General features: G+C 64.2%; 12 protein-coding genes. 6 read left to right on the top strand and 6 right to left on the bottom strand.

Annotation, left to right across the window (positions count from 1 at the left end; genetic code table 11):
• Positions 1-19: 19 nt before the first annotated feature.
• The 5 genes from AC1Q61_RS11440 to AC1Q61_RS11460 form a co-directional block, all read right to left on the bottom strand.
• Positions 20-1,156, bottom strand: a complete 1,137-nt coding sequence (locus tag AC1Q61_RS11440) for an Mrp/NBP35 family ATP-binding protein (RefSeq protein WP_003945178.1) — start codon at positions 1,154-1,156, stop codon at positions 20-22.
• Between the two features lie 24 nt (positions 1,157-1,180).
• A complete protein-coding gene (locus AC1Q61_RS11445) occupies positions 1,181-2,044 on the bottom strand; it encodes a lytic transglycosylase domain-containing protein (RefSeq protein ID WP_003945171.1) in 864 nt (287 codons plus the stop codon).
• A gap of 145 nt (positions 2,045-2,189) precedes the next feature.
• Positions 2,190-3,659, bottom strand: a complete 1,470-nt coding sequence (locus tag AC1Q61_RS11450; protein ID WP_223304678.1) for a lytic transglycosylase domain-containing protein — start codon at positions 3,657-3,659, stop codon at positions 2,190-2,192.
• Between the two features lie 75 nt (positions 3,660-3,734).
• The gene (locus tag AC1Q61_RS11455) at positions 3,735-4,277 is read right to left on the bottom strand and encodes a DUF1003 domain-containing protein (protein ID WP_003945067.1); all 543 of its coding nucleotides are present in this window, start codon (positions 4,275-4,277) and stop codon (positions 3,735-3,737) included.
• On the bottom strand, positions 4,274-5,560 hold the full coding sequence (locus tag AC1Q61_RS11460; protein WP_003945077.1) for a magnesium transporter MgtE N-terminal domain-containing protein: 1,287 nt from the start codon (positions 5,558-5,560) through the stop codon (positions 4,274-4,276). Before AC1Q61_RS11460 ends, AC1Q61_RS11455 begins: the two co-directional genes overlap by 4 nt.
• 72 nt (positions 5,561-5,632) lie before the next feature.
• Here AC1Q61_RS11460 and AC1Q61_RS11465 point away from each other — a divergent pair, with 72 nt between their 5' ends.
• The 6 genes from AC1Q61_RS11465 to AC1Q61_RS11490 all read left to right on the top strand — a co-directional run bounded on the left by AC1Q61_RS11465 (position 5,633) and on the right by AC1Q61_RS11490 (position 11,754).
• Positions 5,633-6,595 carry an HpcH/HpaI aldolase/citrate lyase family protein gene (locus AC1Q61_RS11465; protein WP_020908461.1) on the top strand — a complete coding sequence of 321 codons (963 nt, stop codon included), beginning with the start codon at positions 5,633-5,635 and terminating at the stop codon, positions 6,593-6,595.
• A 107-nt stretch (positions 6,596-6,702) separates the two neighbouring features.
• Positions 6,703-7,197 carry a general stress protein gene (locus AC1Q61_RS11470; protein WP_003945065.1) on the top strand — a complete coding sequence of 165 codons (495 nt, stop codon included), beginning with the start codon at positions 6,703-6,705 and terminating at the stop codon, positions 7,195-7,197.
• A gap of 251 nt (positions 7,198-7,448) precedes the next feature.
• Positions 7,449-8,786, top strand: a complete 1,338-nt coding sequence (locus AC1Q61_RS11475) for an ABC transporter substrate-binding protein (RefSeq protein ID WP_030536939.1) — start codon at positions 7,449-7,451, stop codon at positions 8,784-8,786.
• An 80-nt stretch (positions 8,787-8,866) separates the two neighbouring features.
• Positions 8,867-9,748: a carbohydrate ABC transporter permease gene (locus AC1Q61_RS11480; protein WP_044480569.1), complete on the top strand. Its 882-nt coding sequence runs from the start codon at positions 8,867-8,869 to the stop codon at positions 9,746-9,748.
• A gap of 1 nt (position 9,749) precedes the next feature.
• A complete protein-coding gene (locus tag AC1Q61_RS11485; RefSeq protein WP_003945075.1) occupies positions 9,750-10,580 on the top strand; it encodes a carbohydrate ABC transporter permease in 831 nt (276 codons plus the stop codon).
• A 4-nt stretch (positions 10,581-10,584) separates the two neighbouring features.
• The gene (locus AC1Q61_RS11490; RefSeq protein ID WP_003945069.1) at positions 10,585-11,754 is read left to right on the top strand and encodes an ABC transporter ATP-binding protein; all 1,170 of its coding nucleotides are present in this window, start codon (positions 10,585-10,587) and stop codon (positions 11,752-11,754) included.
• 3 nt (positions 11,755-11,757) lie between these two features.
• On the opposite strand, the gene AC1Q61_RS11495 is transcribed toward AC1Q61_RS11490, so the two are convergent.
• Positions 11,758-11,994 (bottom strand): hypothetical protein, encoded by a 237-nt coding sequence (locus AC1Q61_RS11495; protein ID WP_007736112.1) that lies wholly within the window; start codon positions 11,992-11,994, stop codon positions 11,758-11,760.
• Positions 11,995-12,033: the final 39 nt, after the last annotated feature.

A 12,033-nucleotide genomic window follows, 5' to 3' on the forward strand; every position in this document is an offset into this window, starting at 1 on the left:
CCTTCCGTATGAGGGGGTTCTACAGGTTGCGAACCGTGTTGATACCGAGCGACATTCCGGCCAGCCCGCGCTGACGGACGGCCAACTTGTCGGCGATGTCCTTGAGTGCGATGGCTGCGGGTGAATCGGGAGCGCTGAGGACGATCGGCGTCCCGGCGTCGCCTGCCTCGCGGACGGACGGATCCAGCGGGATCTGTCCGAGAAGCGGAACCTTGGCGCCGACGGCCTTCGTGAGGCGATCGGAGACGGTCTGCCCGCCGCCTTCGCCGAAGACGTCCATGCGGGTGCCATCGGGAAGTTCGAGCCAGGACATGTTCTCGACGACGCCGGCGACGCGCTGGCGGGTCTGCAGGGCGATGGCGCCCGCGCGCTCGGCGACCTCGGCAGCAGCCTGCTGCGGTGTGGTGACGACCAGGATCTCGGCGCTCGGGATGAGCTGAGCCACCGAGATGGCGATGTCACCGGTGCCGGGCGGCAGATCGAGCAGCAGCACGTCCAGATCGCCCCAGAACACGTCGGCGAGGAACTGCTGGAGCGCGCGGTGCAGCATCGGTCCGCGCCAGACGACAGGTGTGTTGCCCTGGGTGAACTGCGCGATGGAGATCATCTTCACGTCGTGGGCGACGGGCGGCATGATCATGCGCTCGACCTGAGTGGGCTTGGCGTCGGTGCCGAGCATGCGGGGGATCGAGTGGCCGTAGATATCCGCGTCGAGTACACCCACGGACAGTCCGCGCGCGGCCATTGCTGCCGCGAGATTGACTGTCACGCTGGACTTTCCGACTCCGCCCTTACCGGAGGCCACGGCGTAGACGCGGGTGAGTGAACCGGGCTGGGCGAACGGGATGACGGGCTCGGCGGAATCGCCGCGAAGCGACTTGCGAAGCTCGGTTCGCTGAGCGTCGTCCATGACGTCGAGTTCGACGCGAATCGCGCCGACCCCGGCGACGTCGGCGACGGCCTTGGTGACGCGTTCGGTGATCTCGGTGCGCATCGGGCAGCCGGCGGTCGTGAGATAGATGCCGATGTCGACGCTGTTGTCACTGGAGAGGGAGATCCCCTTGACCATCCCCAGTTCGGTGATGGGTTTGCGGATCTCTGGGTCCAGAACTCGCGCGAGCGCGGAGCGAACGTCGGACTCGGTCAGTACAGACATGACTCCATGGTAAGTCCAGGTAGGTCAGTGGATGCGCGGCAGGTCCGATGCGGCGGGCACGATGCCGGTGGAGTACCCGAGCGACCAGGCAAGAACGTTGGCGACGTAGGCGGCCGAGTTGTTGTAGCGGTGGATCGCGGAGGCAACCTGGGTGACGTCCTGCATGTTGAGTCCGCCGTCGCACAGGTACTTGCCGGTGGTCAGTGCGGAGTCGAAAAGGTTCTGGGGGTCGGCGATTCCGTCACCGTTGCCGTCACCGGCGTATTGGTTCCACGTGGACGGGATGAACTGCATCGGGCCGACTGCGCGGTCGTAGACGGTGTCGCCGTCGAGGGCGCCGCCGTCGGTGTCCATGATGACGGCCTGGCCGGGGAGGCTGCCGTTGAGTGGCAGGCCGATCACGGGCTTGTAGAGGTTGCCGTTCGCGTCGGCGTCCTTGCCGTCGTTGGCGTGGCCGGATTCGACGCGGCCGATACCGGCGAGGAGCGTCCAGTGCATGTTGCAGTTGGGCTTCTCGACGGCGAGGATCCGCTCGGCGTTCTGGTAGGCGGCGACGCTCACGCTCGGGATTCCGAGTGCTCCCTCGGCCATGGACGCGGGGAGCGGGGGAGTGGCCTGCACGGGAGCCAGCGGCGCGGGTTCCGGCGCGGGGGCGGGAGCCGGCTCGGCGATTGCTTCGACGGCGGGCAGAATCTGCGCCTGCGGCTCCTGCGTGGCTTGTGCGGCGGTGTCCACCGTTTCGGCGGAGCTGGTGTTGAAGAACGGGACCTTGGGAGCGGCGCCGGCCGTGTTGGCTGCGGTGACGAGTCCGATAGGGATGAGTCCGGTGAGCGCGATGACCGAATTTCGACGGATGTGCGAATCTGTCTTCTTGCTGTGCCGACCCACTGTGTATGCCTCCTGAACCTCCGCGAGGAGGTTTTCCGTTCAACTGACGGAGTCGAGGCTACCTGATTTGTTGCGTTTCCGTTATTCAACCGTGATCTAGAAGGGCAGTTTGGGGCATATGCACTGTTCTTTCGTGATTTTTCGGTTACAGAGCGGGCATGCCGGGCAGGCCCGGGAAGAACGGCACGAATGCCGGAGCCGGGGCCGGAGCGGGCTCCGGTGCGGGTGCGGGTGCGGGTGCCGGTGCGGGCTCCGGAGAGGGGGCGGCGGGTGGAGAGGATTCCGCGGGAGCCGCGTCGGTGGTGGCGGGTGCCGTGGCGGCCACTGCCATGCCCGGGATCGTGCACGGCAGAAGGATGCCGTCCTGCAAGGCGTCGAGGGCTGCGGGGTCCGGAAGGATCACACACATGTCGTCGGGCCAGCGCCATCCCTCGGCCGTCAGAATCGGCCACACGAGACCCCGTGAGGTGAGGACGGGGAGCGGGATGATCGGACCGGGAGCCGCATTCCGGGCGGCGTTGGGTCCCGGAGCGGGGCTGGTCGGCATGACGCCCGGCGGGATCAGTGCCTGGATCTCGGGTGAGAGTGCAGGCATGTCCGGCAGACCCGGGAAGAGGGGAGTGGTGGTCGGGGTCGGCGTCGTCGACGCTGATTCCTTGTCGCCGGCCGCCGGATCGGTAGCCGCAGCCGCGGCGAGTACGGCCGAAGCGGCGGAGTCTGCCGAGGCGGCGGCGTTGATCGCGGAGCTGCCGGTGTTGATGCCCGAGGTGTACGGCAGCTGACCGGAAGGAATGACACCGTTCTTGTATGCCGTCGACCACATGATCACGTTTGCTGCGTAAGCGGCCGAGTTGTTGTATCGCAGAACAGCTTTGGTCTCCTGGGCGACATCGCGCAGGTTGAGTCCGCCGCTGCAGAGGTACTTCGCTGCCGAGAGCGCCGCATCGAAGACGTTGTTGGGGTCCTTGATTCCGTCCCCGTTGCCGTCGCTGGCATATCCGGCCCAGGTGGCCGGAATGAACTGCATCGGCCCGACGGCGCGGTCGTGAGTGGGGTCGCCGTCGATCGCGCCCTTGTCGGTGTCCCGAATGACTTCGTTGCCTGCCAGCCGTCCGTCGAGGACGGGGCCGAGGATCGGGGTGACTGTCGTACCCACCGAGGTCGTCTTGCCGCCGTTGGCGTGACCGGATTCGATGCGTCCGATGCCGGCCAGAAGATGCCAGGGGATTCCGCATCCCGGTGCCTCGGTCATCATCACCAGCTCCGCGGAGCGGTACGCGTTCAGGACGATCTCGGGGATGCCCAGAGAGGTGAGGACGACGGCCGCAGCGTTAGGCGCTGCCGGGGCGCCGGCGACCGTATCGCTGGGCGGGGCCGATCTTTGCGTTCGGACCGTGCGGGGCGTCGGGAGGAAGTCGACAGAGTCCGGCTGCGCAATCGAGGCGGAGCCCGCCAGTGCGATCGGAACCTGTGACCCTCCGGTCGGTGCGCTTCCGGCAGTGAGGGCCGCTGGACCTGTGACGACGAGCAGTCCCCCCACCAGTGTGGATGCTGCAATCATTCCGCGTACTCGCACGATTCCCCTTTGCTGGCGCTCCCGCTCCGGAGTACCCACCGTGATATCCATATTCCTGTGACTTACGTTACATATCGGTCACGGTGCGTGCAGCAAAACTCAGCGAACGCTCAGCTAGTTGTGACTTTGTTTCGCAGTATTCGAGTCACGGTGCTTCTTCTTCGGGGTCGGTTCGCCGTCGGCAGCAAGGATCGACTTGATCTCCTCGAGCTCCCGTCGCAGGTAGTCGCGGGTGGCAACCTCGCCGACGGCGATACGCAGAGCTGCGAGTTCTCGGGCGAGGAATTCGGTATCCGCCTTGGTTTGCTCGGCGCGTGAGCGGTCCTCCTCGAGCGAGACCCGGTCGCGGTTCTCCTGACGGTTCTGGGCCAGCAGGATCAGCGGCGCCGCGTAGGCGGCCTGGGTGGAGAAGGCCAGGTTGAGCAGGATGAATGGGTACGGGTCCCACTGCAGGGCCACCGCGAACACGTTGATCAGGATCCAGACGATCACGATGATCGTCTGGATTGCGAGATAACGCCCGGTACCGAGGAAGCGGGCGATGCGTTCACTGACGCGCCCGACAGCTTCGACGTCGAAATCGAGATTGAACCGGCGGCTTCCGCGGGGCGTTTCCAGTCGTTGCCGTGCAGTCGTGCTCGACGCCCGTTCGCTCATCGGAGTAGTTCCTCGTCGTCGGAGTAATCCTCACGCCAGTCTTCCGGCAGGAGGTGATCGAGCACGTCGTCGACCGTCACGGCCCCGATCAGGTGGTTCTCGTCGTCCACGACCGGCCCGCATACCAAGTTGTACGTCGCGAAATATCGGGTGACCGACGCCAACGAGTCGTCCGGGGCCAACCGGGGCATGTCGGTGTCGAGTAGTCCGCCTACCAGGCTGGCGGGAGGCTCGCGGAGAAGCTTCTGCAAGTGGACGCAGCCGAGATACCGCCCGGTCGGAGTCGCCGTCGGCGGACGTACGACGAAGACCATGCTCGACAGCGCCGGGGTCACGTCGTAGTTGCGGGCGCGGGCAAGGGCCTCCGCGACCGTCGTCGAGGCCGTCAGTACCACCGGTTCGGGCGTCATCAGACCACCGGCAGTGTCCGGGGAATGCTCGAGCAGGCGTCGAACAGGTTCGGAATCCTGCGGGTCCATCAACTGAAGCAGTGACTCGGCCTCGGTTTCGGGCAGCTCGCCCAACAGGTCGGCGGCGTCGTCGGGATCCATCGCTTCGAGTAGATCGGCGGCGCGTTCGACTTCCAGGTGCATCAGCAGATCGGTCTGGTCGTCCGCCGGCAGTTCCTGCACGACGTCGGCGAGGCGTTCGTCGTCGAGCGCCACGGCCAGTTCGTGGCGGCGCTTCTCCGGCAGTTCGCGCATGGCGTTGGCCACATCGGCGGGTCGCATGCCTTCGTACTGGAGAAGCAGGTGAGCTACGCCCTGGCCGGGGAGTGAGAGATCGCTCTGGGTGAGGCCGGCGACGTGCTGCCAGTCGACGATGTGAATCGCCGCGCGTCGACCGAGGCGTCCGCGATGGCCGCGAACCGCGACCTTGGAGACCACCCAGTCTCGCGTCCGCGTCGATTCGATTCCGAGATCGACGACTATCGTGTCGACGCCGTGAAGCTCCTCGAGTTCCGGGTCGTCCACGCGCACATGCGAATCGAGTACCTGCGCCAGAGCGAGCACTTCGCCCGGGCGCTGGTTGAAGCGCCGCAGACTGACGTTACCGGTGGTGAGGGTGACTGCACTCGGTTCGATTGCTGTCACACGCAACATCGGAACGAAAATGCGTTTGCGCGTGAACATTTCGATCACCAGACCGAGAACGCGGGGTTGCTGGCGTCCGATGCGGACCGTGATGACGACGTCGCGCACACGACCGATCGATTCGCCGTCCGGGCCGAGTACAACCAGGCCGGCAAGCCTGGCTGCAAATACCTTGCCTGCTGCTGCCATGATTGCAAGGCTAATTCGTCCAGCGTCAAAATCTGCAACGGCGCCACCGAAAATCGAGAAGGGCAGTCCGCAATGACTTCACGCAACCGTTCCCGTCGATCGGTATTGGCAGTTCCCGGCAGCAGTCGGAAGATGATCGACAAGGCGAAGGGATTGCCCGCCGACGAGATCTTTCTCGACCTCGAAGATGCGGTGGCGCCGCTGGCGAAGCAGGCGGCCAGGGAGTCGATCGGCGACGCGTTGGCCGAGGACGGGTGGGGCAAACAGGTCAAGGTCGTCCGGGTCAACGACTGGACCACCGAATGGACGTATGCCGACGTCGTGGAGGTGGTGGGCCGCGCCGGAGCGCATCTGGACGCCATTCTGCTGCCCAAGGTTCCCGATGCGAGTCACGTCCAGGCGCTCGATTTGTTGTTGACGCAGGTCGAGAAGGCCAACGGTCTCGAGGTCGGCAAGATCGGGATCGAACCGCAGATCGAGAACGCGATCGGCTTGACCAACATCGACGCGATCGCCACCGCGAGTCCCCGCGTCGAGGCGCTCGTGTTCGGCCCGGCCGACTTCATGGCGAGCTTGAACATGCGAACTCTGGTCGTCGGTGAGCAACCGGACGGCTACGACCGCGGTGACGCGTATCACCACATCCTGATGACCATCTTGATGGCCGCGCGGGCGCACGGCGTCCAGGCCATCGACGGGCCGTACCTGCAGATCCGCGACGTCGAGGCTTTCACTCGGTCGGCTGCGCGAACGGCAGCGCTCGGTTTCGACGGCAAGTGGGTTCTGCACCCCACGCAGATCGAGGCGGCCAACGAGGTGTTCAGTCCGCGCCAATCCGACTACGACCGTGCGGAACTCATCTTGGACGCGTACGCGTTCCACACCTCGGCTGCCGGGGGAGGGCGGGGCGCCGTCATGCTCGGCGACGAGATGATCGACGAGGCGAGTCGCAAGATGGCACTGGTCATTTCGGCCAAGGGCCGCGCCGCGGGGATGACGCGCACCTCGGAATTCACGCCGCCCGAACACGCCTGACGCTCGCATAGCCGAACGAATCAGGTCTGTAAAGGGCACAATAGGGGGTAGATGTACTTGCGTCATCCGCGTGGATGACGTGCCCGAAAAGAGGAGCGCAGCCAGCCATGTCCAATCCGCTCGGTCAATCGTCGAATGGGTCGCGCCGTGGAGCGTTGCCGACACCGCCTTCGGGATGGCCCATCGGGTCGTACCCCACCTACGCCGAGGCGCAGCGCGCAGTCGATTACCTCTCCGATCAGGAATTCCCGGTTCAGGACGTCACGATCGTCGGCGTGAACCTGATGCAGGTCGAGCGAGTTCTCGGTCGGTTGACGTGGGCCAAGGTGATCGGTGGCGGCATCGTCTCCGGTGCTTGGCTCGGTGTCTTCTTCGGCCTGGTGCTCGGAATCGTCACCGGTGGTTTCCTCGCTCCGCTGATCGCGGGCATCGTGGGCGGCATCATCTTCGGTGTCATCTCCACGACGATTCCGTACGCCGCGACGCGTGGGCAGCGGGACTTCGCCTCGACGATGCAGTTGGTCGCCGGACGTTACGACGTACTGTGTGAGCCCAAGACGGCGGAGTCGGCGCGCGACCTGCTCGCCAAGCTCGCCATCTGACATTCTCGCTCGGGCTGCCAACTTGTGTGATCTCGGTTACTTTATGTACACGCGGGCGAGGTAGTACTCGCTTCCCGTGACCGTTTGCCGGACAAGGAAATAGGTCCCTTCTCCGGCAAAAGTGCCGATGTGTGGTGCGTCGGCCAGCCGTAACGACTGCGCCGTCTCGCCGCCCGAGGAGGACGGCTGTGCAGAACAAGAGATCGCGGGCGGGGCAGAACGAGAGATCGCGGGCGGGACAGAAGAAGAAATTGCGGGCGGGGCTGCTCGGCGCGGCAACATTGTTGTTGGCGCCCTTGCTCAGTGCGTGCGGATCGGACAATGACGACGGCGTGGTGCTGTCCTTCTACACCGCTGCCGACGGCGCCGAGCAGTATGCGGAGGCCGCCGCCAATTGTTCGGCGGCGTCGAACGGCGCGTACCGGGTCGAGCAGAAAACTCTGCCCAAGGGTGCCGACGACCAGCGACTTCAGTTGGCCCGGCGTCTGACCGGCAACGACAAGTCACTCGATCTGATGACGCTCGACGTGGTGTGGACTGCCGAATTCGCCGAAGCGGGATGGGCATTGCCGCTTCCTGACGACGTGGCGGCCGAGGTCAGCAACGGGACGCTCGAGGGTCCGCTGGAGTCGGCGAAGTGGCAGGACCAACTCTATGCGGCGCCATTGAACACCAACACCCAATTGCTCTGGTATCGAAAGGATTTGATGCCGGACGGGCAACCACCCCAGACCTGGGATCAGATGATCGACATCTCCGAAGGCCTGGCCGCGGAGGGGCGCCCCAGCTGGATCGGTGTGCAGGGCAAGCAGTACGAAGGATTGATGGTCTGGTTCAACACCCTTCTCGCCAGTGCCGGCGGATCGGTGGTGGGGCCGGACGGAACAACCGTGACGGTGGCCGACGGTGATGCTGCCCAGCAGGCGCTGACCGTCATGAAGCGCGTCGCTACCGCCAAGGGTGCGGATCCCTCGATCTCGCAGGGGGATGAAGCGTCGTCGCGACTGGGTATGGAGAGCGGCAAATCTGCCTTCCAGGTCAACTGGCCGTTCGTGCTGCCCGGCATCATGGAGAACGCCGAGAAGGGCGATCTGCCGTACATCGACGACAAGGGCAACGTCACCAGTGAGAACACCGGAAACACGGTGCTCACGGTGAACGGAGAACGGAATTTCCTTGCCGCTCCGTATCCCTCGGTGATCGAGGGTAAGCCGGCCGAGGTCACGATCGGCGGCTTCAACGTGGCGGTGGCCAAGACCAGCCAGCATCCGGACCTCGCTTTCGATGCGCTGACCTGTCTGCGTAACGAGGAGAATCAGCGCAACAACGCGGTAGCCGGTGGCGTTCCGCCGACTCTCGAGAGCCTGTACGACGACCCGGCGTTCCAGGAGGCGTACCCGGCGTGGCGTGAGGTTCGCGACAGCCTGGACACCGCTTCGGTTCGTCCGGTTTCTCCTGCCTATCAGAGTATTTCGACGCTCATCACTGCCACGCTGAACCCTGTGGGAAACATCGATCCGGAATCGACCGTGAACGATCTTGCCGAGCAGGTACGCAAGGCAGTCAATTCCGAGGGGCTGATTCCGTGACGATCGACAGCGAAAATTCGGGAGCTGCACCAACAGTCGCGACGGCATCGCCGGAGCCGAAGCACTCCGCGAAGTCGAAGATGTCGGACGGAAAGGCGGCCGAGCGTCGCCTCGGTCTCTGGCTGGTGGCCCCGGCCGCGATTCTCATGATCGCGGTGACCGCATATCCGGTGGTCTACGCCGTGTGGCTGAGTTTGCAGCGCTACGACCTGCGCTTCCCGGATCAACGAAAGTTCGTGTGGTTCGACAACTACGTGTCGGTGCTGACCGACGGTTACTGGTGGCAAGCGTTCGCGGTGACGACGTCGATCACGGTTGTCTCGGTCGTCATCGAGTTCGTTCTCGGACTGACCATCGCACTGGTGATGCACCGAACGATCGTGGGCAAGGGGCTCGTCCGCACCGTTGTGCTCATCCCGTACGGCATCGTCACCGTCGCGGCGGCATACAGCTGGTACTACGCGTGGACGCCGGGGACCGGCTACCTCGCCAATCTCCTGCCCGACGGCAGTGCGCCGCTCACCGACCAGATCCCGTCGCTCGCGATCATCGTCCTTGCCGAGGTGTGGAAGACGACGCCGTTCATGGCGCTGCTCCTGCTCGCCGGCCTGGCGCTCGTGCCCGACGACCTCCTCAAGGCGGCTCAGGTGGACGGCGCCGGTGCGTGGACCCGGTTGGTACGCATCATCCTTCCGCTGATGAAGCCCGCCATCCTCGTCGCTCTGCTGTTCCGCACACTCGACGCGTTCCGCATCTTCGACAACATCTACGTGCTGACGAAGGGAGCGAACGACACCGGGTCGGTGTCGATTCTGGGTTACGACAATCTGTTCAAGGCATTCAACTTGGGTATCGGATCCGCGATCAGCGTGTTGATCTTCGTGTGTGTGGCAGTGATCGCGTTCATCTTCATCAAACTTTTCGGTGCTTCGGCTCCCGGATCCGATACGGAAGGACGCTGACATGACCGTGACTCCCAGACTCAAGATCAGCTGGTCCGTCGTCAACCTTCTGGTCTTGCTGTACGCGTTGGTTCCCGTCCTGTGGATTGCGAGCCTGTCCTTCAAGCCCGCCGGAACCATCAAGGACGGCAAGTTCATTCCGGAGAAGTGGACCCTGGACAACTACCGAGGAATCTTCGACACCAGCGCCTTCACCAGTGCTCTGATCAACTCCATCGGCATCGGACTCATCTCGACGGTCATCGCCGTGGTGATCGGAACCATGGCTGCTTACGCGATTGCGCGCCTGGATTTTCCGGGCAAGAAGCTGCTGGTGGCTGTTGCCCTGCTGATCGCGATGTTCCCGCAGATTTCATTGGTGAGCCCGCTGTTCGACATCGAACGACGGCTCGGACTCTTCGACACCTGGGCCGGACTCATCCTGCCGTACATCACCTTTGCGTTGCCGTTGGCGATCTACACGCTCTCGGCGTTCTTCAAAGAGATTCCTTGGGAACTCGAAAAGGCGGCTCAGATGGACGGCGCGACGCCGGGGCAGGCGTTCCGGAAGGTGGTGGCTCCACTGGCCGCGCCCGGCATCGTCACTGCGGGCATCTTGGTTTTCATCTTCTGCTGGAACGATCTGTTGTTCGCGATCTCGTTGACGTCGACCGAACGCTCCATCACCGCCCCTGCGGCCATCGCGAACTTCACCGGCGCTTCACAATTCGAGGAGCCCACCGGGTCCATCGCCGCGGCCGCAATGGTCATCACCATTCCGATCATCATCTTTGTTCTGTTCTTCCAACGTCGTATCGTGGCCGGGCTTACTTCCGGCGCAGTGAAGGGATAAGCCTGTGGCCGAGATCGTGCTGGACAAGGTGACCAAGCTGTACCCGGACGGAGCCAAGGCGGTCAGTGATGTCGACATCACCATCGCCGACGGAGAATTCATCATTCTCGTGGGCCCGTCCGGTTGTGGAAAATCCACGACTCTCAACATGATTGCCGGGCTGGAAGACATTTCGACCGGTGAGTTGCGGATCGCGGGTGAACGCGTCAACGAACGCGCCCCCAAGGACCGCGACATCGCGATGGTGTTCCAGTCGTATGCGCTGTATCCGCACATGACGGTGCGTCAGAACATCGCTTTCCCACTGACATTGGCGAAGATGTCCAAGGACGAGATCAACGCCAAGGTCGACGACGCTGCGCGGGTCCTCGACCTCACCCAGCATCTCGATCGCAAACCGGCGAACCTGTCGGGCGGTCAGCGTCAGCGTGTCGCGATGGGACGCGCAATCGTGCGCAGCCCGAAGGCGTTTCTCATGGACGAGCCGCTTTCCAACCTGGACGCCAAACTGCGCGTGCAGATGAGGACGGAGATCGCCCGTCTGCAGCAGCGACTCGGTACGACAACGATTTACGTGACCCACGACCAGACCGAGGCGATGACGCTCGGCGATCGGGTAGTCGTGCTGCGCGGCGGAATCGTGCAACAGATCGGTGCGCCGCAGGAACTCTACGATCGTCCGAACAATCTGTTCGTGGCGGGATTCATCGGGTCCCCGTCCATGAACTTCTTCCCCGGACAGTTGACGGCCGACGGTGTGAGCACTCCGATCGGCGATGTTCGCCTGCCCGCGGCGGCGCAGTCGAAGATCTCGGGCAGCGGTTCGGGCAAGGACGTGGTGGTCGGTATCAGACCGGAGCATTTCGAGGACGTGGCGCTGGTCGATGCAGCGCAGAAGCCGCACGGCGGGACGTTCACCGTCGACGTCGACGTGCTGGAATCGATGGGTTCGGACAAGTACGCGTATTTCCTCGCTGGTGGCCCCGCCGTCAACTCTCGTGAACTCGAGGAACTCGCCGCCGATTCGGGAACGGCCGTCGCTGGTGGCGGTCAACTGGTTGCCAGGCTCTCGTCCGAGTCCACGGTGGCCCAGGGCAGGTCTGTCGATCTCTGGTTCGATCCCGCCAAGATCGCAGTGTTCGACGGCGGTACGGGAGCCAATCTGCTGCTGTGACCTTTACCCGGGCAAGGTGACCGAATACGTCGCGCCCCAGGGGAGCGGTACCTGTTCGGGGCCGGGCGCTGCGTCGGCCGGCTCGGGTAGGGGGACCAGGCGGCCGAATTGTTCGTGATGGGTGGAGGCCGGGGCGGCTTGCGCTGTCCCGGCGACCACGGCGATCGGCGCCGCTGCCAGGGCGCCGGCGACGGCAAATCGAGTGGCGATGCGGCGCTTGCTTGCTCGGGTCGAGATCATGAGCACTCCTGCGTGGTTTCGAGGTTCGGTGAATGCTGT

The sequence above is a fragment of the Rhodococcus sp. MPR-R1B genome, from assembly GCF_058793255.1.